The 21,861-nt window shown below is 60.4% G+C and carries 20 protein-coding genes; 9 read left to right on the top strand and 11 right to left on the bottom strand.

Translation table 11 applies throughout. From position 1 onward, the window contains the following. Nucleotides 1–70: 70 nt before the first annotated feature. Nucleotides 71–538, bottom strand: a complete 468-nt coding sequence (locus tag AC3WJW_RS19855) for a TlpA disulfide reductase family protein (protein WP_104449059.1) — start codon at nt 536–538, stop codon at nt 71–73. A gap of 114 nt (nt 539–652) precedes the next feature. Between AC3WJW_RS19855 and arsC the strand changes: the two genes are divergently transcribed. The 3 genes from arsC to AC3WJW_RS19840 are packed head-to-tail and all read left to right on the top strand — an operon-like array spanning nt 653 to nt 2,026. Continuing rightward, nucleotides 653–1,006 carry an arsenate reductase (glutaredoxin) gene (gene arsC, locus AC3WJW_RS19850; RefSeq protein ID WP_493727071.1) on the top strand — a complete coding sequence of 118 codons (354 nt, stop codon included), beginning with the start codon at nt 653–655 and terminating at the stop codon, nt 1,004–1,006. Then, nucleotides 1,003–1,599, top strand: coding sequence for an NAD(P)H:quinone oxidoreductase (wrbA, locus tag AC3WJW_RS19845; RefSeq protein WP_104449061.1), 597 nt, complete (start codon nt 1,003–1,005; stop codon nt 1,597–1,599). The genes arsC and wrbA overlap by 4 nt, the downstream gene beginning before the upstream one ends. A gap of 1 nt (nt 1,600) precedes the next feature. Continuing rightward, a complete protein-coding gene (locus tag AC3WJW_RS19840; protein ID WP_102699792.1) occupies nt 1,601–2,026 on the top strand; it encodes a DUF2069 domain-containing protein in 426 nt (141 codons plus the stop codon). Nucleotides 2,027–2,120: 94 nt separating this feature from the next. Here AC3WJW_RS19840 and AC3WJW_RS19835 read toward each other — a convergent pair whose 3' ends face one another. Next, entirely contained in the window at nt 2,121–2,795 is a 675-nt protein-coding gene (locus AC3WJW_RS19835; RefSeq protein ID WP_493727070.1) for a DNA-3-methyladenine glycosylase I, read from the bottom strand. Nucleotides 2,796–2,931: 136 nt separating this feature from the next. After that, nucleotides 2,932–3,756, bottom strand: coding sequence for a tRNA 2-thiocytidine(32) synthetase TtcA (ttcA, locus tag AC3WJW_RS19830; RefSeq protein WP_015096458.1), 825 nt, complete (start codon nt 3,754–3,756; stop codon nt 2,932–2,934). A gap of 344 nt (nt 3,757–4,100) precedes the next feature. On the opposite strand from ttcA, the gene AC3WJW_RS19825 reads away from it, so the two are divergent. Further along, entirely contained in the window at nt 4,101–4,703 is a 603-nt protein-coding gene (locus AC3WJW_RS19825; RefSeq protein ID WP_015096459.1) for a Yip1 family protein, read from the top strand. A gap of 157 nt (nt 4,704–4,860) precedes the next feature. Beyond that, the gene (locus tag AC3WJW_RS19820) at nt 4,861–5,355 is read left to right on the top strand and encodes a SprT family zinc-dependent metalloprotease (RefSeq protein WP_007980095.1); all 495 of its coding nucleotides are present in this window, start codon (nt 4,861–4,863) and stop codon (nt 5,353–5,355) included. A 120-nt stretch (nt 5,356–5,475) separates the two neighbouring features. Here AC3WJW_RS19820 and AC3WJW_RS19815 read toward each other — a convergent pair whose 3' ends face one another. Together AC3WJW_RS19815 and AC3WJW_RS19810 are read right to left on the bottom strand one after the other, a co-directional pair. Then, nucleotides 5,476–6,657 (bottom strand): CaiB/BaiF CoA transferase family protein, encoded by a 1,182-nt coding sequence (locus tag AC3WJW_RS19815; RefSeq protein WP_493727069.1) that lies wholly within the window; start codon nt 6,655–6,657, stop codon nt 5,476–5,478. A 144-nt stretch (nt 6,658–6,801) separates the two neighbouring features. Continuing rightward, the gene (locus AC3WJW_RS19810; RefSeq protein WP_493727068.1) at nt 6,802–8,136 is read right to left on the bottom strand and encodes a dicarboxylate/amino acid:cation symporter; all 1,335 of its coding nucleotides are present in this window, start codon (nt 8,134–8,136) and stop codon (nt 6,802–6,804) included. A 338-nt stretch (nt 8,137–8,474) separates the two neighbouring features. On the opposite strand from AC3WJW_RS19810, the gene AC3WJW_RS19805 reads away from it, so the two are divergent. Beyond that, nucleotides 8,475–9,473, top strand: a complete 999-nt coding sequence (locus tag AC3WJW_RS19805) for an AraC family transcriptional regulator (RefSeq protein ID WP_493727067.1) — start codon at nt 8,475–8,477, stop codon at nt 9,471–9,473. A 147-nt stretch (nt 9,474–9,620) separates the two neighbouring features. Here AC3WJW_RS19805 and AC3WJW_RS19800 read toward each other — a convergent pair whose 3' ends face one another. From AC3WJW_RS19800 to AC3WJW_RS19790, 3 genes are all read right to left on the bottom strand, one after another. After that, nucleotides 9,621–10,967, bottom strand: a complete 1,347-nt coding sequence (locus AC3WJW_RS19800) for an ATP-binding protein (RefSeq protein ID WP_493727066.1) — start codon at nt 10,965–10,967, stop codon at nt 9,621–9,623. Beyond that, entirely contained in the window at nt 10,964–11,641 is a 678-nt protein-coding gene (locus AC3WJW_RS19795; RefSeq protein WP_007980106.1) for a response regulator transcription factor, read from the bottom strand. The genes AC3WJW_RS19800 and AC3WJW_RS19795 overlap by 4 nt, the downstream gene beginning before the upstream one ends. Before the next feature lie 120 nt (nt 11,642–11,761). Then, nucleotides 11,762–12,364 carry a hypothetical protein gene (locus AC3WJW_RS19790; protein WP_493727065.1) on the bottom strand — a complete coding sequence of 201 codons (603 nt, stop codon included), beginning with the start codon at nt 12,362–12,364 and terminating at the stop codon, nt 11,762–11,764. Nucleotides 12,365–12,509: 145 nt separating this feature from the next. Between AC3WJW_RS19790 and AC3WJW_RS19785 the strand changes: the two genes are divergently transcribed. Both AC3WJW_RS19785 and AC3WJW_RS19780 read left to right on the top strand, forming a co-directional pair. Next, nucleotides 12,510–13,301, top strand: a complete 792-nt coding sequence (locus AC3WJW_RS19785) for a dienelactone hydrolase family protein (RefSeq protein WP_493727064.1) — start codon at nt 12,510–12,512, stop codon at nt 13,299–13,301. Between the two features lie 152 nt (nt 13,302–13,453). Then, on the top strand, nt 13,454–14,173 hold the full coding sequence (locus tag AC3WJW_RS19780; RefSeq protein ID WP_493727063.1) for a 4'-phosphopantetheinyl transferase family protein: 720 nt from the start codon (nt 13,454–13,456) through the stop codon (nt 14,171–14,173). A 125-nt stretch (nt 14,174–14,298) separates the two neighbouring features. On the opposite strand, the gene AC3WJW_RS19775 is transcribed toward AC3WJW_RS19780, so the two are convergent. Together AC3WJW_RS19775 and AC3WJW_RS19770 are read right to left on the bottom strand one after the other, a co-directional pair. Beyond that, entirely contained in the window at nt 14,299–15,909 is a 1,611-nt protein-coding gene (locus tag AC3WJW_RS19775; RefSeq protein WP_007980113.1) for an ATP-binding protein, read from the bottom strand. Next, the gene (locus AC3WJW_RS19770) at nt 15,906–16,628 is read right to left on the bottom strand and encodes a response regulator (protein ID WP_007980115.1); all 723 of its coding nucleotides are present in this window, start codon (nt 16,626–16,628) and stop codon (nt 15,906–15,908) included. The genes AC3WJW_RS19775 and AC3WJW_RS19770 overlap by 4 nt, the downstream gene beginning before the upstream one ends. Before the next feature lie 740 nt (nt 16,629–17,368). On the opposite strand from AC3WJW_RS19770, the gene AC3WJW_RS19765 reads away from it, so the two are divergent. Next, complete coding sequence (locus tag AC3WJW_RS19765; protein WP_007980117.1) at nt 17,369–20,260, top strand: ribonucleoside-diphosphate reductase subunit alpha; 2,892 nt, start codon at nt 17,369–17,371, stop codon at nt 20,258–20,260. Nucleotides 20,261–20,501: 241 nt separating this feature from the next. Here the strand turns inward: AC3WJW_RS19765 and flgE are convergent, their stop codons facing one another. Next, on the bottom strand, nt 20,502–21,833 hold the full coding sequence (gene flgE, locus AC3WJW_RS19760; protein WP_493727062.1) for a flagellar hook protein FlgE: 1,332 nt from the start codon (nt 21,831–21,833) through the stop codon (nt 20,502–20,504). Nucleotides 21,834–21,861: the final 28 nt, after the last annotated feature.

The raw sequence follows: 21,861 nt of genomic DNA, 5'->3' as shown, positions 1-21,861 counted from the left end.
CCGGCGACACCCCCTAAAGGAGGAAACAAAACTCTGGAGAACCCCCCCCAGGCTGCGATCTTTTTTTGCCTTAATTTTTTGCCTGCAACGCCTCAAGCTTCGCCATCACCCCCGCCGCCGTCTGTTCACCCATCAACTGCTCACGCACCTTGCCCTTGTCATCGATGATGTACGTCACCGGCAATGCCTCGCTGCGCGGCAATTCGAACAATTCGGCAGGGTCCTGGGCCAACACCGTGAACTTGATCCCCAGTTTCTCGCTCGCGCCCTTCAGTTCCTGCCCCTGGACGTTGTCGAAGTTGACCCCGAACACACCGATTTTCTTGTCCTTGAGTTGCTCGGCCAGGGTGTTCAACTCTGGGATTTCGGTACGGCAGGGTCCGCACCATTCTGCCCAGTAGTTGAGTACCAGCCATTTGCCGTCCAGTCGGTCGGCGGCGATCTTGTGGCCGTCCTGATCGATGCCATAGTCATTCCCGCAGCCCCCCAGCATCAACGCTCCGATGATCGCCAATGCTGCTGCCAGTCGCCTTGTCATGTCGTGTTCCTTGTCAAAAATTGAATGCACCTGCGACCCATCGCCTCTCACGGTTCTGGATTGCGCGCTGCACAGTTAGAATAGCCGCCACCTTACGCAAGATGCGACCCGCTCATGACCGATCTGACGCTTTATCACAACCCGCGCTGCTCGAAATCCCGCGGAGCGCTCGAACTGCTTGAAGCCCGTAGCCTGGCCCCGACCGTGGTGCGTTACCTGGACACTCCGCTGGACGCCACGCAAATCCAGCACCTGCTGGGCAAGCTGGGGATCAGCGCGCGGCAATTGCTGCGCACCGGCGAGGACGAGTACAAGACCCTCAATCTGGCCGATGGCAGCCTGAGCGAAGCGCAATTGATCGCCGCCATCGCCGCTCACCCGAAACTGATGGAGCGACCGATTCTCGAAGTCGGTGACAAAGCCGTCATCGGTCGTCCACCGGAGCAGATCCTGGAATTGTTGCCATGAGTGCACCTTACATTCTGGTTCTGTACTACAGCCGCAGCGGCTCGACCAACGAAATGGCCCGGCAGATCGCCCGTGGCGTCGAACAGGCCGGGCTTGAAGCCCGCCTGCGCACGGTGCCGGCGATTTCCACCGAGTGCGAAGCCGTTGCGCCGGAGATTCCCGACGAAGGCGCGCTGTATGCCAGCCTCGACGACCTGAAGAACTGCGCCGGCCTGGCCCTCGGCAGCCCGACCCGCTTCGGCAATATGGCCGCACCGCTCAAGTACTTCCTCGACGGCACCAGCAACCTGTGGCTGACCGGCGCCCTGGTGGGTAAGCCGGCCGGCGTGTTCACCTCCACCGCGAGCCTGCACGGCGGCCAGGAGACGACCCTGCTGTCGATGATGTTGCCGTTGTTGCACCACGGCATGCTGATCACCGGCCTGCCGTACAGCGAATCGGCACTGCTGGAAACCCAGGGCGGCGGCACACCCTATGGCGCCAGCCACCACGCCGGTGCCGACGGCAAAAGCGGCCTGGATAGCCATGAAGTGGCGCTGTGCCGCGCGCTGGGCATGCGCCTGGCCAAGACTGCACAGAAACTGGAGAGCTGAAGTGGCCAGGAAGCCGAAGATTCTCCCCGCCATTGACTGGCTCGAGCCGCGGGTGCGGGCGATGCGTGTCATCAGCCTGCTGTGCTTTTTGGGGCTGGTGGGCCTGCTGTGCGTCTACTACCTGCTGATCGCCGACCTGCATGGCGCCCGGCCATGGGTGATTCTGCTGATCGAACTGGTGCCACTGCTGATACTGGCGCCGGGCATGATCGTCGGCAGTCCTCGCGGGCATTCATGGATGTGCTTTGTGGTGAACCTGTATTTCATCAAGGGCGCATTGGCCGCTTATGACCCGAACCGGCAAATCTTCGGTTTGCTGGAGATGGGCGCGAGCCTGGCGGTGTTTTGCTCGGCACTGTTGTATGTGCGTTGGCGTTATCAGTTGAACCGCAAGCTGGCTGGCGAGGGCGAGACGTCCGTCGCCTGACAGAAAAGATCGCAGCCTTCGGCAGCTCCTACAGGTTTACACATTCCCCTGTAGGAGCTGCCGAAGGCTGCGATCTTTTTGGCCACCCACCCCATCAATGATTGACGGTGTACGCCAGCATCATCGAAATCTGGCTCATCGGCCGCCCGCCGCTTTCCTCATGCCACTGGTTGAACACGTCCTGCACCAACGCCAGGTCGCGCAGACTGCTCGGCACCTTGTCGATGATGTCTTGCGCATTCAAAGCCGCGACCACGTCGTAGCTCGGCACAAAGGTGTCCTTGCCGATCATCCGCAGGAAGCGCGGGGCTGACAGGCCACCCAACTGATGTCCGCGTTTTTTCAGGCAGGTCCAGAGCCCGACGATATCGGTCACCGGCCAGTCGGCGATCAGCTCGCCGAAGCTGCCCTTTTCATGGGCCACGTCCAGTATGAACTGCGCATTGCGCGGCACACTCTTGAGCTTGCCCAGGTGACGGATGATCCGCGTGTCCTGCATCAGCCGCTCAAGGTGCTCGGCGCTCATCAGCACGACTTTTTCCGGGTCGAACCCGAAGAACACTTCTTCGAAGGCTGGCCACTTGGCGTCCACCAGGCTGTGCTTGAGCCCGGCGCGAAACACCCGTAGCGCCATCATCGAGAGGTAGCGATCGTCGCTGATCTTGCGCAATTGCGCCGGGGTTTTGGGAACGGGCAGATGGGCTTCCAGTTCAGCCGCCGAACCGAAGCGGTTCAGACAGTATTCATTGAGCCACTTGTAATCGCGCATGCCCTCTCCAGTAATCTGAAATAAAACGAAAAAACCTGTGGGAGCGAGCTTGCTCGCGATAGCGGTGTGTCATTCAACATTGAAGTCGACTGACATGGCGCAATCGCGAGCAAGCTCGCTCCCACAGTAGTTGTGGTTAGAGGTTGACCACGTTGACGAAGCGCGAAGCCGCGCTTTCGTCGATCTTGAGGCTGGTGAAGTCAAACAGATTGCGGTCCGCCAGTTGCGACGGGATCACGTTCTGCAGGCTGCGGAAAATGCTCTCGGTACGGCCCGGGGTCTTGCGTTCCCAGTCCTGCAGCATTTCCTTGACCACCTGACGCTGCAGGTTTTCCTGGGAACCACAGAGGTTGCACGGAATGATCGGGAACTGCTTGAAATCCGAGTAGGCCTGGATGTCTTTTTCGTTGCAGTAGGCCAGCGGTCGGATCACCACGTTACGACCATCGTCGGCGCGCAGCTTCGGCGGCATGGCCTTGAGCGAACCGTTGAAAAACATGTTCAGGAAGAACGTTTCGACGATGTCGTCGCGGTGGTGACCCAGGGCCATCTTGGTCGCGCCAATTTCATCGGCAAAGGTGTAGAGCGTGCCGCGACGCAGGCGCGAGCACAGCGAGCACGTGGTCTTGCCTTCCGGAATCAGCTCCTTGACCACCGAATACGTGTCTTTCTCGACGATGTGGTATTCGATACCCAGCTCTTTCAGGTAGGCCGGCAGCACGTGCTCCGGGAAGCCCGGCTGCTTCTGGTCCATGTTCACGGCCACGATCTCGAACTTGATCGGCGCGACCTTCTGCAAGTGCATCAGCACATCGAGCATGGTGTAGCTGTCCTTGCCACCGGACAGGCAGACCATGACCTTGTCGCCGTCTTCAATCATGTTGAAATCGGCAACCGCCTCACCGGCCTGTCGGCGGAGGCGCTTTTGCAGTTTGTTCTGGTTGACCGTGAGAGTGCCCATGACGCGAAATCCGTGAGGTGTGACGAAAGGCGGGCATTTTACGCAAAAAATCGCCCCGTAGGAGCTGCCGAAGGCTGCGATCTTTTGATTTTGATCTTCGATGGCGCTGAAATCACCAAAGATCAAAAGATCGCAGCCTTCGGCAGACTCTACAGACGCAACCGCGATTAGGCCCCGTGTTTACAGCGCGATTTGCTCTAAAGCCCCTGCTCCACCCGGGGAAACTCCTCCCTATACTGCGACATAAGGTCGCTTACATATTTCAGACCTGTGACTTGCTTGGCCGCATTGGCCCGTAGGCGCTCCACTGGGGGGCGACGGTAAAGACAAGAGGAGTGACTGGCATGATCCATCACGTAGTGGGGCTCTTCACCCACCCTGACCAAGAATGGAAAGAAATCCGTGGCGACCAGGAGGAAAGCATCAGCCACATGTACCTGACCCATACGCTGATCCTGGCGGCTATCCCCGCCGTGTCTGCCTTCATTGGTACCACACAGGTCGGCTGGGTCATCGGCAATCGGCCTCCCGTGATGTTGACCGTAGAAAGCGCGATTTGGATGACGGTCATGTCGTACCTGGCGATGCTCGGGGGTGTCGCGGTAATGGGCGCATTCATTCACTGGATGGCCCGCACCTATGACGCCAACCCAAGCCTCGCCCGCTGCATTGCGTTTGCAACCTACACCGCGACCCCCTTGTTCATCGGCGGCCTCGCGGCCTTGTACCCGCACTTGTGGCTGGGGATGATCGTCGGTACCGCAGCCATCTGCTACACGGTGTACCTGCTGTATGTGGGCTTACCGACGTTCATGAACATTCCATCTGACGAGGGCTTCCTGTTTTCAAGTTCAGTGCTCGCCGTAGGCCTGGTGGTGCTGGTCGCCATCATGGCGTTCACTGTGATTGTCTGGGGACTCGGCGTGGGGCCGGTCTACACCAATTAGCCGTTCATCACCGAAAATCAGAACTGCCGATAAAGGCCGCCGCGAGGCGGCCTTTTCATTCTTCAGCAACGAGAAAGCCCATGACCATTCGGCAACCTGGTGATTCGCAAGGCCCGAGGGTTGCGGCATACTCGACCGCTCTGGAGATCCATCAAGCATGCCCGAGCAACTCAATTCCCGCGTCGAAGACTGTTTCCAACTAGCCGAATCCTTTTTCAAACGACCTTTCAAGCGCCCCGTGGTGAGCCTCAAGCTGCGCGGGCAAAAAGCCGGTGTCGCGCATTTGCACGAGAACCTGCTGCGCTTCAACCCGCAGCTGTACCGGGAGAATACCGAGGATTTCCTCAAGCAGACCGTGGCCCATGAAGTCGCGCACCTGATCGCCCACCAGCTGTTCGGCGACCGCATCCAGCCCCATGGCGAAGAGTGGCAATTGATCATGCGCGGCGTGTACGAACTGCCGCCCAACCGCTGCCACACCTATGACGTCAAACGCCGCAGCGTGACCCGTTACATCTACAAATGCCCGTGCGCCGACAGCGACTTCCCGTTCTCGGCCCAGCGCCACAGCCTGGTGCGGCAAGGGCGGCGGTATCTGTGCCGGCGGTGTCGCAACACCTTGGTGTTCAGTGGGGAGATGCGGGTCGAGTAGTTGGATTTTCGGTGTTTGTGCGGCCGCCTTCGCGAGCAGGCTCGCTCCCACAGGGGATCGGCGGCGTGACACAAACCCAGTGTGGGAGCGAGCCTGCTCGCGAAGGCGGCCTGACAGGCCCTAGAGAATCACCTTGGCTCGCCGCAATTCATCAATCCGCTCGACACCAAACCCCAACTCCCCCAACACCTGATCCGTGTGCTGCCCCAGCGCCACGCCGATATGCTTCGGCTCTGGCAAGCCCTCTGAAAACTTCAGCGGGCACGCCATCTGCGCCTGGCTTGAACCATCGTCCCGCGGCACGTCGGCCACCAACTCCCGCGCTTGCAACTGCGGATGACACAGCGCTTCTCCCAGGCTCAACACCGGCTCGACGCACGCATCCAGCTCAGCGAACAGCGCACGCAACTCGGCAAAATCATGCTTTTCGAATTCGACCCTCAACGCGTCCTTTAGCTGTTTCTGGTGCGCCGGTTGCGGTGACAGGCCGAGACCAGCCAGTTCCTCCAGCCCCAACGCCGCGCACAACTGCTTCATGAACACCGGCTCCAGGCTGCCCACCGACAGCCAACGCCCATCCCGGGAGCGGTAGTAATCGTAAAAGCTGCCGCCATTGAGCACCTGGTTTTCCGGCCCCGGCTCGACGCCACAGGCCAGATATCCGGCACCCGCCAGCGCATTCAGGCTGAACGCGCAGTCGGTCATGCTGACATCCAGGTGCTGGCCCTGACCGGTTTGCTGCCGGGCGATGACCGCCGCCAGCAGGCCAATCACCCCGTGCAGTGAGCCACCGGCGACATCCGCCACCTGCATGCCCAACGGCAGTGGCCCACTGTCGGCTCGGCCGGTGTAACTCGCCAGCCCGGACAAGGCCAGATAGTTGATGTCGTGGCCGGCGCGGTCCTTGTAGGGGCCAGTCTGGCCGTAGCCGGTGATCGACACATAAATCAGTTTTGGGTTGATCGCCTTCAGGGCCTCATACCCCAGCCCCAGTCGATCCATGACACCGGGGCGGAATTGCTCCAGCACGATGTCGTAGTCCTGCAACAGCTGCTTGATGACATCCAGCGCCTCAGGCTGCTTGAGGTCCAGGGCGAGGCTGCGCTTGTTGCGGTTGAGGTAGGCATGACTGGCCGACACCCCTTGATCGTGGGGCGGCAACACCCGCAGCAGATCCAGGCGGGTGGGTGATTCGATGCGCAGCACTTCGGCGCCCATGTCCGCCAGCAGCAACGAGGCGAACGGCCCCGGCAGCAGTGTCGAAAAATCCAGAACCTTGAGTGATGCCAATGGACCGAGCATGAACGTTCTCCGTTAACAATGCCCACAGCCTAGGCAGCCGATCGCTTTGCGGCAATCACCTTATACGCCACGTGCAGTGACCGTTACGCTCAATCCGCAGGCAACAAAAAACCCGCCGAAGCGGGTTTTTCATCAGAGCAAGGCTTACTTGGCGTTAGCCGGGGCTACCTCTTCGACGTGGCCCAAAACATCGTCTTTAGGCTCGTCGGCGATGCCGCGACCGCCCGAAGCCAGTTCGGCTTGCAGCACGTCGGTGTCCAGTTCCTTGACCCACTTGGCCACAACGATGGTCGCCACGGCGTTACCGATCAGGTTGGTCAGGGCACGGGCTTCGGACATGAAGCGGTCGATGCCGAGGATCAGCGCCAGGCCGGCAACCGGCAGGTGGCCGACGGCGGACAGGGTGGCTGCCAGCACGATGAAGCCCGAACCCGTCACACCGGCGGCGCCTTTGGAGGACAGCAGCAACACCACCAGCAGGGTGATCTGGTGCGTGATGTCCATGTGCGTGTCAGTTGCCTGGGCAATGAACACCGCGGCCATGGTCAGGTAGATCGCAGTACCGTCGAGGTTGAACGAGTAGCCGGTCGGGATCACCAGGCCTACGACGGATTTCTGCGCGCCCAGACGCTCCATCTTGATCAGCATGCGTGGCAGCACCGATTCCGAAGAAGAAGTACCGAGCACGATCAGCAGTTCCTCACGGATGTAGCGGATCATCTTCAGCACGCTGAAACCATGCATGCGAGCGATGGAGCCCAGCACGATCAGGATGAACAGAAGGCAAGTGATGTAGAAGCACGCCATCAGTTGACCCAACTGCACCAGCGAACCGACACCGTAGGCACCGATGGTGAAGGCCATGGCACCGAAGGCACCGATCGGCGCGAGCTTCATGATCATGTTGATGATGTTGAACATCACATGGGCGAAGCGATCGATGAAGTCCAGCAGCGGCTTGCCGTAGGCACCCAGGCGATGCAGGGCGAAACCGAAGATCACCGAGAACATCAGCACTTGCAGGATGTCGCCGGTGGCGAAAGCGCCAACGATGGTGGCCGGGATCACGTTCAGCAGGAAGCCGACGACGCTTTGGTCAGCACCGGCTGCAACATAAGTGGCAATCTTGGAGGCATCGAGGGTGGCGACGTCGATGTGCATGCCATTGCCCGGCTGCACGATGTTGACCACGACCAGACCGACCAGCAGGGCGATGGTCGATACGATCTCGAAGTACAACAGCGCATAGCCACCGGTCTTGCCCACCGACTTCATGTCCTGCATGCCGGCTATACCGCTGACAACGGTACAGAAGATGATCGGGGCGATGATCATTTTGATCAGCTTGATGAACCCGTCACCCAGTGGCTTCACGGCCACACCGAGCTGTGGGTAGAAGTGACCGAGGGCGATACCGATGACAATTGCAACGATCACCTGGAAATACAGGGATTTGTACAGTGGCTGACGAGTCGTCATTGCAAAGTTCCTCAAGGGTGCCCGGTGACAACATCCATCTGTTGCCCGCAACACCGCAATTGCGAACCCTCCTGCACTGGAGGGATTTGTTTTTTCGAGCTGCGCAACGGCAGGCATCTGCTCGTTGTATCGCAAGGCCCGTGCCACCTTCCGTAAAAACCCTGCAAGCCTTTTGATATCAGGGGTTGCAGCAATTTCCCTGTCACCGGGTGGTTACAACGGTGTGGCGGATTTCCGCCCTTCCACTAAAAGTCGTCCTGCAATTTGGCGGATATCCGCCCTGTTCATGCCCGCAGTGCACAGCTACCATCCGTCGTTCAACGGTCAGATCTGCTGCCATGCGCGAACGCACCATCGCCAGTCATTTCGCCCGCGCCGTTCTCGGGGGGGCGCGTCGACACGGCTACGACTATTCGAGACTGCTGCAACAACTGGGAATCAGCCCCGAGCTGCTGGACGAACCGCGGGCGCGCATCGCTCCGGAGCAGTTCACCCAATTGATCAAGGCCTTATGGCTGGCACTGGACGACGAGTACCTGGGGTTCGGGCAAGCCCCGAGCAGACCGGGCAGCTTCGCGATGATGTGCCATGCCGTGATCCACTGCCGCAGCCTGGATAAGGCACTCAATCGCGGCTTATTGTTTTATAGCCTATTCCCCGGGACTCCGCGTTTGACCCTGACTCACGAGGACGAATGGGTCCGCCTGAGCCTGGACGACTCGCAGCTTTGGGACCCGGACCACTTTCTGACCGAGGCTCTGCTGGTGATCTGGCACCGTTTCGGCAGCTGGCTGATCGGCCAGCGCATTCGCCTGGAACAGGCCACGTTCAGCTACCCGCGGCCGGAACACGGCGCCGAGTACGACCTGCTGTTTTCCTGCCCGCTTGAGTTTTCACGCCCCCAGAGCAGCCTGTTGTTTCACAGCCGCTACCTGACCATGCCGCTGTTGCAGGATGAGCGCACCCTCAAGCATTTTCTTGAGCACTCCCCGGCAAACCTGCTTTCGCGCCCGGATGATGGCGATAGTTTGAGCAGCCGCTTGCGCCGCTTGCTGAGCCGAGACAGTTCTCGCTGGCCCGACCTGGAAGCCGTAGCCGCGCACTTGCACATCAGCCCGCAAACCTTGCGCCGGCATTTGCGCGAAGAGGGTTCGAGCTTTCAGGAATTGAAGGACCAGTTGCGCCGGGACATCGCGATTTACCACCTGAGCCGCGCTGACCTGTCGTTGCAACAGATCGCCGAGCAATTGGGGTTTTCCGAACCGTCGGCGTTTCACCGGGCGTTCAAGAAGTGGACGGGGCTGACACCGGGGGCCTATCGGGCGCAGGAACACTGAATTTCCAGGCCGATTTTTTGCTGTCTTCACTGGCCTCTTCGCGAGCAGGCTCGCTCCCACAATGAATCAGTGTCGTTCACAAAAAAGTGTTCACCGCTAATCCCTGTGGGAGCGAGCTTGCTCGCGATGGCGCCCGATAAAACACAGCTAAACCACCGGAAAGTGAATCCGGAAAGCCGCCCCGCCCATCGGTGAATCACCCAGGGTCAACTGGGCGCTGTAGCTCTCGATGATGTCCTTGACCACCGCCAGGCCGATGCCCTGCCCCGGATGCTGACGGTCCAGGCGCTCGCCGCGCTCGAGAATCCGTGCGCGCTGATCCTGCGGTACGCCGGGGCCGTCGTCCTCGACACACAACTCGGTGCCGCTGAGGGTTTCACGCACGCTGATGCGTATTTCGCCGAGGCACAGGCGATAGGCGTTTTCCAGCAGGTTACCCATCATTTCCAACAAAGCGCCCTGCTCGATCGGTACATGGCACGGGTCGGGCAGGTCGAACGCGACGTGCACACGCTTGTCGCGATAGACCTTGTCCAGCGTGTCGCACAGACTTTTCAGCACCGGGTGCAAGTGCACCTGATGACGTACCAGACCGCTCTTGCGCAGGCTGGCGCGCTGCAACTGGTAGCTGATCTGCTGGCTCATGCGTTCGATCTGGGTTTGCAGCACCCAGGCCTGATCGCGATCCTCGGGACGTTGGGCCATGTCTTCACTGACGCCCTGCAACACCGCCAGGGGCGTTTTCAGGCTATGGGCCAGGTCATCGAGGGAATCACGGTAGCGACTGCGCTGCTCACGTTCACTGTGCAGCAAACGGTTGAGCGAGCCGGTCAGGCGCAGCAATTCCCGGGGATGTTCCTCGCTGAGGCTTTCGCGGGTGCCACCTTCGATCTGGTCCAGCTCCTGGCTCAAGCGCCGCAATGCCTGCAAACCCCAGGTCAGGCCGATCCACAGCAATGCCAACAGCACCAGCAGTGCCGCACCAAAACCCAGATAGAGATTTTCCCGCAGGCCTTCGAGGGTCAGTTCGTACTCACGAACCGGTTGCAGGGCCACGATGCTGAAGGCTGCACTTTTGCCGCCGAGCAACTTGACCTCGACGTCGTAGACGAAGAACTCCTGGCCGTTGGCTTCGCGGATCCGCGCAAACTCGCTACCACGTCCGTCATAGCGCGGCTTGTAATTGATGCGTTCTTCCCGGGTCGCCTTGGAGCGCCAGACCAGATGCCCTTCACGGTCATAGATATAGCCGAGCAGTCGGCTGTCGGTGAGGTTGAAGCGCTCGTCGGGCAATTGCGCCGGCATCTGCAGGCTGTTGTTCTCGACCCGGGCGGCGGAGATCAACGTGGTCACGTCCGATGCCAGACGCTGCTCGATGGAGTCCTGCAATGCCAGGCTGAAGGCGCCCTGCATCGCCGGCAGCAACGCCAACATGAACAACACCGCCAACAGCGTGGCGGCGAGCATCAAGCGAATGCGCAGCGAACGGATCAAGTGCAACGCTCATTGAACAGGTAGCCAAGGCCGCGCACGGTGTCGATTGGCTTGAAGCCGCCCGGCCCCTCCAGTTTTCGGCGCAGACGGCCGACCAGCACCTCGATCACATTCGGATCACGCTCGTCGTCATCCGGGTAGAGCTGTTCCATCAAGCGGTCCTTGGGCACCACTTGCTGATGGTGGCGCATCAGGTATTCGAGAATGCGGTACTCATATGCGGTCAGTGCCAGCGGCTGTTCGTCGAGGGACGCCTGCTTGCGATTGAGGTCCAGCAGCAAGGGACCGGCGACGATGGTCGATTGGGTGAAACCGCTGGAGCGGCGCAGCAAGGCATTCAGGCGAGCCTCCAGCTCTTCGAACTGGAACGGCTTGACCACGTAATCGTCGGCGCCGGCGGCCAGGCCTTCGACCTTGTCCTGCCAGTTGCCGCGCGCGGTGAGGATCAGGATCGGGAAGGTCTTGCCACCGGAACGCAACTGGCGAATCAGGTCGAGCCCGCTCATGCCCGGCAGACCGAGGTCGATCACCGCCAGGTCAAAGTTGAATTGCGCGGTCTGGTACAGCGCCTCCTCGGCGTTGGCCACGGACTCGACCACGTGGCCGCTTTCCGTCAGGCGGGTTTTCAGGTGATGACGCAGCAACGCTTCATCTTCGACGACCAGCAGTTTCATAACACTCTCCCGGGCAAATCAACATCTCCAGAGGCGCAACGTCGCACCTCAATAGCTAACATGGCTACGCCGGATCAGTCACTCGGACCGATCCGGCGCAGGCCGCTCACGAAACGCTTGTCAGAAAGCGTAGTTGGCGGACAGGTAGGTCTGGGCGCTGCTGGTCAGGTCCAGCGAACCCTGCTTGCTGCCACCGCGCTCACTCATCTCGGTGCTGGCGTTGCTGCGCAGGTAACGGTAACCCAGTTCAACCGAGGTGTTCTGCGAAACCTGTTGCAGCACACCCGCCTGGCCACCGATGGCGTAGCCGATATTGCTGTCGCGACTGAAGCCTGGCGACTCCTGGGTCATTTTGGTCAGGCCCGCCGTGGCACCGCCGAACAATTTGGTGCTGCCACCCACCGGGTAGAACAGATCGTAGCTGCCCAGGAGGTTTTCCTGACGCAGTTTAATGCCGTTGTGCGATCCCGAAACGTTGTCGTAAGTGGCGTAGTAACGGCCCTGGCTATTCTGCTGGCCCAGACGAACACCCCAGGTGGTGTCCTTGCCGATCACACCATCGGCGTTCGGGTGGTTGAGGTTGTCGTTCAGTGCGTGGGATTTTTTGATCTTGTCGCTGGTCTGTCCAAGAGTAAGGCTGGCGAAGTTGTCATCGGAGGCGAAGGCTGCGGTGCTTGCGCCCAGAACCGTGAATGCCAGAAGCAGTTTTTTGAATGCAGTCATTGGGGAGTTCCTCATGTGCCGTTTGTTTTTTGGGTACGAGGCAAGGTTACGCACCGCGGCCTGAACTCCCCCTGAACGCACTCTGAACCTGGGCTGAACCGCCCTTTCCCGAATGTTTCGACACGTTTCAACAGGAGATCCGACCATGCGCATGTTCTTCGCTGTCCTCCTGCTGGCCTTGAGCGGGCTCAGCCAGGCTGCCATCCAGACCCGGGAAATCCCCTACCAAGGTGCCGACGGCACGAAAATGATGGGCTACTTCGCCTACGACGACACCTTCAAGGGCCCGCGCCCCGGGGTCGTGGTGGTGCATGAGTTCTGGGGCCTGAACGACTACGCCAAGCGCCGCGCCCGGGATCTCGCCGGCCTGGGCTACAGCGCCCTGGCCATCGACATGTACGGTGACGGCAAAAATACCGAACACCCCAAGGACGCCATGGCCTTCATGCAGGCCGTGACAAAAGACAGTGCCGTGTCGAGCGCAAGGTTTCAGGCCGGGCTCGACCTGTTGAAAAAACAACCGCAGACCGATCCGCATAAAATCGCCGCCATCGGCTACTGCTTCGGCGGTGGCGTGGTGCTCAATGCCGCCAGACAGGGCGTGCCATTGGCAGGCGTGGTGAGTTTCCATGGCGCATTGGCGACGAATACGCCGGCAACGCCAGGCAGCGTCAAGGCGAAGATTCTGGTGGAGCACGGGGCGCTGGACAGCATCGTCACCCCGGAGAGCATCACCGCCTTCAAGAGTGAGATGGACAAGGCCGGGGCCGACTATGAATTCGTCAGCCTCGATGGCGCCAAGCATGGGTTCACCAACCCGGATGCCGATCGACTGGGCCATGGCGATCATGGCGGACCGGACATTGGCTACAACAAGGCCGCCGATGAAAAATCGTGGGCGGACATGCAGGGGTTCCTCAAAAAGATCTTTGGTTGAACCGGTAGACCGCTTCGCGAGCAGGCTCGCTCCCACAGGAATTGTGCAAGCGACACAAATCCACTGTGGGAGCGAGCCTGCTCGCGAAGGCGGCAACACCAATCTGAAGCTTTGCACTACCCAGACCCAATGCAACCCGGCAAAATGCCGACATGAATCCAGCCCTGCCCGTCTGCTGCACCCCTCTCGATGACCACTGGCCGCTGCCATTCGTGCTGCCCGATACGGTCCTGTTGAGCACTCACTTCGATAGCGCCCGACTGGCCAGCGATGACTTTCAGCGCAGCGCAGTGGAGGTGCCGGCGAGCATTCAGCGCTCTGTCGCCAAACGGCAGGCGGAGTTTCTCGCCGGGCGGGTGTGTGCCCGGGCTGCATTGCAGCGTCTGGAAGGTTTGAGCGTCATACCGGCCATTGGTGAAGACCGGGCGCCGGTCTGGCCTGCTCATATCACGGGCTCGATCACCCATAGCACGGGCCGGGCCGCAGCGATCGTCGCGAACAAAAGCCATTGGCGCGGCCTGGGCATGGACCTGGAAAACCTGCTCAATGTCGAACGCGCCGAACGCCTGGCCGGGGAAATCCTCAACCCGCCGGAGTTACAGCGCATGGGGCTTGGTCCTCGCGAGCAACGGGCGTTGCTGGTGACCCTGACGTTCTCGGTCAAGGAAAGCCTGTTCAAGGCACTTTATCCGATCGTTCAGCAACGGTTTTATTTCGAACACGCCGAAGTGCTGGAGTGGCGTGAGTCAGGTGAGGTGCGGTTGCGACTGCTCACGGATTTGTCCGGCGAATGGTGCAACGGCACCGAGCTGGATGCGCAGTTCGGGGTCAAGGATGGGCAGTTGTTGAGTCTGGTCAGTATCAAGGCTTGAGGGTTTTGGTGCCTGTCAGGCCGCCATCGCGAGCAGGCTCGCTCCCACAGGGAGTTGTGGTGTGGCATAGATCCAGTGTGGGAGCGAGCCTGCTCGCGAAGGGGCCATAACAGACTACACAGACCTCAACGCTTCTCCTGATTGCGCGGCCAGCTCAGGCTGAAACACGCCCCACCCAGACTCTTGCTCTTGCCGATCAACGCACGCCCGTCGTGCCAATGGATGATGCGCCGCACGATCGACAACCCCAGCCCATGCCCGCCAGACGCGCGGGTGCGGCTGTCGTCCAGACGCAGGAACGGCGTGAAGATCTTCTCCCACGCCGACTCCGGTACCCCCGGCCCGTCATCCTCGATATCCACCCGGCAGCGCTGCTGCCCCACCTGATAGCTGATGGTCACCCGTGATTGCGCATGGCGCATGGCATTGCTCACCAGGTTCTGGATCGCCCGGTGCAGATAACGCGGTTCGGCCTCGACCCAGGCATCGTCGTTATCAGCGGCCGACAGGCACAAACCCCGCTGTACCGTGACGTCGGCACGCAACGGCGCCAGTTCCTCGATCACCTGGTTGACCAAGGCATCCAGATCGATCCGCTGGAAATTCAGTGCCGGGGAACCCTGTTCGAGCCGCGCGTAGGTCAGCATCTCGTCCACCAGCCGGTCGAGATCCTCGATGTCGTTGTCCATGCCCTGGCAGTATTTTTCCAGGGCTTGCGGCGTGGTGGCCGAGCCGATCATCTCCAGGCCAAAGCGCAGGCGCGCCACCGGCGTGCGCAATTCGTGGGACACCGCGCGCACCAGTTCGCGCTGGATCGCCAACAACTGCTGCAAGTGCTCGGCCATGCCGTTGAACGCCGAGGCCAGTCGTCCCACCGAGTCCGCGCCGCGCGCCGGCACGCGGGTTTCCAGGCTGCCCTGGGCAATGCGCGTGGCGGCGGCCTCCAGGCCACGCAAACGGCGCTCGAGTTGGCGCACCAACAGATAAACGATCAAACCGATCAGCGTCAGGCCCAGCGCGGCGATCAGCACCAGCCATTGCGGGGGATAAGGATTCATCTGATACAACGGGCCGATTTCCAGGACCCACGGCGTGCCGACCATGCCGGCAAACACCCGGATCGAATCGCCTTCCTTGCCCAGCGCCATCACGGTGTCGCCCTCGGACACCCGGCGGCTCTGGTCTTCGTCCATGTCCGCCTCGTCAACCGTGACCAGGCGCAGGTCGAAGCCAAAGCCCTTGTCTTGCTTCAATTGCGCCAGACGCATGGGCTGATCGGCTACGGGGGTGCGCACCAGCTCATCGGTCAACAGGTAGATGGTCGCCCGGGCCAGTTGCTCGCTGATCTGCTGCACTTCCCCGGTCAGCATCAACTGTTCCTTGTCGCTGACCAACTTGTAGACCTTTGCCGCGTGCGGGCCGGTCTGCTCCACCAATGCCTGGCCGCGCAACACACGAGTGCGCTGGGTCAGGTCCAGGTCAGTCTCGGCAAAGGTTTTCAGCGCCAGCGGAATGCCCAGCAACCGCTCCCACACCAGCAAGGCCCGATGGCGCTCGGTCTGGTTCATCGGTTGCAGGTTGTCGGCCATCAGCGAAAACGTGCCGTGGGCCAGGCGCTCGCGGTATTGCTCGCTGCGCACCTGATTGAGCAGGTGCAAGGCCAGCACACCGAGAACCGCCACCAGAATCAGCGCGGCACACATGCCGCCATAGATACGCAGGAAGATCGAGTTCACAGGGTCTGGTCTACGCAAGCCTCGGGAACGAACAGATAGCCTTTGCTGCGCACGGTCTTGATCAGCCGTGGATGCTCAGGGTCATCGCCGATCTTGGGGCGGATGCGCGAGATGCGCACATCGATGGAGCGGTCCTGACCGTCATAACCGATACCTCGCAGCGCAGTGAAGATCTCCTCCCGGGAGAGGATGCGCCCGGCATTGGCCACCAACAGCCAGAGCAAGTCGAATTCGGCGCTGGTCAGCTCGATGCCGTTGCCCTGCAACCAGGCTTCGCGCAAGGCGTTGTCGACGATCAGCGGGCCGAACTGCAGACGCCGCTGTTTTTCCGGGGCAACTTCAGGCGTTTCGCTACGGCGCAGCAGGGCCTGGATGCGCGCCAGCAGCAGGCGCGGGCGCACCGGTTTGCAGACGTAATCGTCAGCCCCCAGGTCCAGGCCGAGAATCTGGTCGGTGTCATCGGTGCGGGCGGTGAGCATCAGGATCGGGCCGTCATAACGGGCGCGGACCTTGCGGCAGATGCTCAGGCCATCTTCACCGGGGAGCATCAGGTCGAGGATCACCAGGTCCGGTTGTTCCTTGATAATGCGGTTCGCAGCGAGGGCACCATCCCCTTCGATCGACACACGCAGGCCATTGGCTTCCAGGTAATCGCGGGTCAGTTCGGCCAGTCGCTGGTCGTCCTCCACAATCAATACCTGCCAGGCTTCTTGCTCCACGGGTGACCTCTGCTTGCCAAAAACACTAATAAGGAAGGATCCACCCGTCTTTTTGTAATGATTCGGGGGGACAAATATGTATACACGCTGAGCCGAATGTATAAACGCCGCCCGTCGAGAACACAAGCGGGTAAATGCGTTCGGACAACGCGGTTTTTTGTGATAGGGTTCGCGCCCTTAAAAATCCGGGCGACCGTTTTCGATCGCAGAAAATCGCTGAAAAAAGGTCCGGTCCAGCAGCGTCGCGGCCTACACGCCGGTTCCCTCTTTCACACACAATTTACGCACAGGTTTATCCACAGGTAGTACGTTGCAATCCTCCCCTAAAACGCATTATCTTGTAGCCCGGCGCTAAAAAAACCCTAGATATAGGGTTTTGCGCGAAAAACCAAACACAAACCAGACACCAATTTCAAGCGCTTTTATTGCCTCTGTCCGGTTGAACCAAACGTATTTTCGAAAGACCAAACCGCGCATGCGGATGGCTACTGTGTTTCGGCCCCGAGTGGTGAAAACGGTACGGGTGTTGCAGTCCCAACTGTCACCTGCAAAGGACCAAGGTTTCAGGCCCAAGGCGTGAGACCAAAGACTTCGGCATGGAAGCGGCGCCCCATAAAGCCCCCTTCCTACTGTCCCGAAGTTGTTATGCCCGGCGCTCGCCGGTTGTAGTGCTTCAGGACGGAACGGTGGGCACCGTGATGGTGCCCAAACAAACATAGAGAATGTGGAGACACTCCCCCATGCAAACCGACACAACTCGCGAGAACCCGCAGGGCACCTTGCCGCAGGCCGCCGATTCGAATTCGGATCTGTCCGCCACCGCGCCTGGCCAACTGCGCGTGATCAAGCGTAACGGCACTGTCGTTCCCTACACCGATGACAAAATCACCGTCGCCATCACCAAAGCGTTTCTCGCAGTTGAAGGCGGCACCGCTGCTGCCTCGTCGCGAATCCACGACACCGTTGCCCGCCTGACCGAACAGGTCACCGCGACCTTCAAGCGTCGCATGCCATCGGGCGGCACCATCCACATCGAAGAAATCCAGGACCAGGTCGAGCTGGCCCTGATGCGTGCCGGCGAGCAGAAAGTCGCTCGCGACTACGTGATCTACCGTGATGCCCGTTCCAAGGAACGTGCCGTTCGTACCACCGAAGAGCCGGTACAAGCGCACCCGTCGATCCGCATCACCCGTGCCGACGGCAGCCTGGCGCCGCTGGACATGGGCCGCCTGAACACCATCGTCACCGAAGCGTGCGAAGGCCTGGAAGAAGTCGACGGCGACCTGATCCAGCGCGAAACCCTGAAGAACCTGTACGACGGCGTGGCCCTGACCGACGTCAACACCGCCCTGGTGATGACTGCCCGTACCCTGGTCGAGCGCGAGCCTAACTACTCGTTCGTGACCGCGCGCCTGCTGATGGACACCCTGCGTGCCGAAGGCCTGGGCTTCCTCGGCGTCGCCGAAAGCGCCACCCACCACGAGATGGTCGACCTGTACGCCAAGGCGCTGCCGGCCTACATCGCCAAGGGTATCGAATACGAGCTGCTGAACCCTGAGCTGGCCTCCTTCGACCTGGAAAAACTGGGCAAGGCGATCAACCACGAGCGCGACCAGCAATTCACCTACCTGGGCCTGCAGACCCTGTACGACCGTTACTTCATCCACAAGGATGGCGTGCGTTTCGAACTGCCGCAGATCTTCTTCATGCGCGTGGCCATGGGCCTGGCGATCGAAGAGAAAGACCGCGAAGCCCGTGCCATCGAGTTCTACAACCTGTTGTCGTCCTTCGACTACATGGCTTCGACCCCGACCCTGTTCAACGCCGGTACCCTGCGTCCACAGCTGTCGAGCTGCTACCTGACCACCGTGCCGGATGACCTGTCGGGCATCTACCACGCGATCCACGACAACGCCATGCTGTCGAAATTCGCGGGCGGCCTGGGCAACGACTGGACGCCGGTTCGTGCGTTGGGTTCGTACATCAAGGGCACCAACGGCAAGTCCCAGGGCGTGGTTCCGTTCCTGAAAGTCGTGAACGACACCGCCGTTGCCGTTAACCAGGGTGGCAAGCGCAAAGGCGCTGTGTGTGCCTACCTGGAAACCTGGCACATGGACATCGAAGAGTTCATCGAACTCCGTAAGAACACCGGTGATGACCGTCGTCGCACCCACGACATGAACACCGCCAACTGGATCCCCGACCTGTTCATGAAGCGTGTCTTCGATGACGGCAAGTGGACCCTGTTCTCGCCATCCGAAGTGCCGGACCTGCACGACCTGACCGGCAAGGCCTTCGAAGAGCGCTACGAGTACTACGAAGCCCTGACCGAGTACCCGGGCAAGGTCAAGCTGTTCAAGACCATCCAGGCCAAAGACCTGTGGCGCAAAATGCTGTCCATGCTGTTCGAAACCGGCCACCCGTGGCTGACCTTCAAGGACCCGTGCAACCTGCGCAGCCCGCAGCAGCACGTCGGCGTGGTCCACAGCTCGAACCTGTGCACCGAGATCACCTTGAACACCAACAAGGACGAGATCGCCGTTTGCAACCTGGGCTCGATCAACCTGCCGAACCACATCGTCGACGGCAAGCTGGACACCGCCAAGCTGCAACGCACCGTGAACACCGCCGTGCGCATGCTCGACAACGTGATCGACATCAACTACTACTCGGTGCCGCAAGCGAAGAACTCCAACTTCAAGCACCGTCCGGTCGGCCTGGGCATCATGGGCTTCCAGGACGCCTTGTACCTGCAGCACATCCCTTACGGTTCCGACGCTGCCGTCGAGTTCGCCGACAAGTCGATGGAAGCGGTCAGCTACTACGCGATCCAGGCTTCCTGCGACCTGGCCGACGAGCGCGGCTCGTACGAGACGTTCCAGGGGTCGCTGTGGTCCAAAGGCATCCTGCCTCTGGATTCGCAACAGATCCTGATCGAGGCCCGCGGCCAGAAGTACATCGATGTCGACCTGAACGAAACCCTGGACTGGGCACCGGTTCGCGCCCGCGTACAGAAAGGCATTCGTAACTCCAACATCATGGCCATCGCACCGACCGCGACCATCGCCAACATCACCGGCGTATCGCAGTCGATCGAACCGACCTACCAGAACCTGTATGTGAAATCGAACCTGTCGGGCGAATTCACCGTGATCAACCCGTACCTGGTTCGCGACCTCAAGGCTCGCGGCCTGTGGGACTCGGTCATGATCAACGACCTGAAGTACTACGACGGTTCGGTGCAGCAGATCGAGCGCATCCCGCAGGAACTCAAAGAGCTCTATGCGACCGCCTTCGAAGTGGACACCAAGTGGATCGTCGACGCTGCCAGCCGCCGTCAGAAGTGGATCGACCAGGCTCAGTCGCTGAACCTGTACATCGCCGGCGCCTCGGGCAAGAAGCTGGACGTGACCTACCGCATGGCCTGGTACCGTGGCCTGAAAACCACTTACTACCTCCGTGCCTTGGCCGCGACCAGCACCGAGAAGTCGACCATCAACACCGGCAAGCTGAACGCTGTTTCCAGCGGCGGCAACCACGGTGAAGATTCGGTCCTGGCAGCGCCTGCCGGCCCTGCTCCAGTGCCGAAGGCTTGCGCCATCGACGAGCCGGATTGCGAAGCTTGCCAATAAGCTGAGCCGGTAAGCACCGCAAGGCGCTTGCTCGAAACCCCCGATGAGCCTCTGGTTTATCGGGGGTTTTCTTTTGCCCATGAAAAAGATCGTAGCCTCGCTTCGCTCGACAGCTCCTACATTGAAATGCGATCCCTGTAGGAGCTGTCGAGCGAAGCGAGGCTGCGATCTTTTGATCTGTATCTGACACTCACAAAAAAGCCCCTCTCTCGAGGGGCTTTTTATGCAGCACTCTCCAGCATCAAGTCATCTGAATGATGGTCTGCATGATGGTGCTCTGAGTCGAGATGGTCTTGGCGTTCGCCTGGTAGTTGCTCTGCGCCTTGATCAGGTCGACCAGCTCGTTGGTCAGGTTGACGTTGGACTCCTCCAGGGAGTTGGAAACGATCGAACCCAGGGTGCCGGTCTCCGGCGCATCGTAGCCCGGGATGCCCGATGCGTAGGTTTCTTTCCAGCTGGTGCCGCCTACCGGCTGCAGGCCTTGCTCGTTGGTGAAGCTGGCCAGGGAAATCTGGCCGATGGGCTTGGTCTGGTTGTTGCTGAAGTTGGCCAGCAGCACACCGCTGCCGTCGATGGTCAGGTTGGTGATCTGGCCCGTGGCGTAGCCGTTCTGTGCCGGAATCGAACGCGCGGTGTCGGCGTTGAACTGAGTGGTGTTGGCCATGGCGATGGTCAACCCAGCCGGATCGGCTGCGGCGCCGTTGGCTTTCCAGACGCCACCGGTCACGGAGCCCGGGGTCCAGTTGGTGATCTTCAGGTCACTGCTGATCACCGAAGTCGGTGGCGTGGTGGGCGGCGTCACGGGTGTGCTGACCGAAGTCAGTTTGCCGGTGGCATCGAACGACATGGTCGAAGCAATCGGAGCGGTAAGCTTGGGATCACTGCCATCGGGGTTGCGACCATCGATCAGGGTGTAGGTGTCCCAGGTGTTCGCGCCAGTCTTGACCATGTATTGATCCATGGTGTGCTGGTTACCCTGAGTATCGAAGATCGGGGTACTGAACGACTTGGTAAAGGTCTCGGTCTTGGTCGGGTCGAACTTGTTCGCCGCAACCGTCTGGTCGATCACCGCCGACGTGGAGTTCAGGTTGATCGTCGACGACACGGTGCTGGTCGATTTCGGCGCCAGATTGGAAGTGTCGATCCGCAGGTCGGTCAGCACGCCGTTGACGATCTTGCCGTTGGAATCCACACCGTAACCTTGCAGGCGGGCAGTACCGTCGCTGTTGGTGACGTAGCCTTCCTTGTCGGTCTTGAACGTACCGGCACGGGTGTAGGTCAGCGAACCGTTGTTGCTCAGGACGAAGAAGCCGTTACCCTGAATACCCATGTCGAGCACGTTGCCGGTGTTGCTCACGTCACCCTGGCCGAACTGCTGGGAAACGTTGGCCAGGCGCACGCCGTTGCCGACGGTCTTGCTGCCGGTACCCAGGCGGGTCGCCGAGTACACGTCTTCGAATTCTGCACGGGACGATTTGAAACCGGTGGTCGCAACGTTGGCGATGTTGTTGCCGGTCACGTCCAGTTGCTTGTTGGCTGCATAGAGACCGCTAAGGCCGATATTGAAAGACATCATCCACTCCTTTGTGCCGTGTTAGTCG

The sequence above is a fragment of the Pseudomonas sp. GW821-FHT07G06 genome (assembly GCF_058986625.1).
Note: the sequence above shows the minus strand (reverse complement) of the source record. Positions and strands in the feature narration are given on the sequence as shown.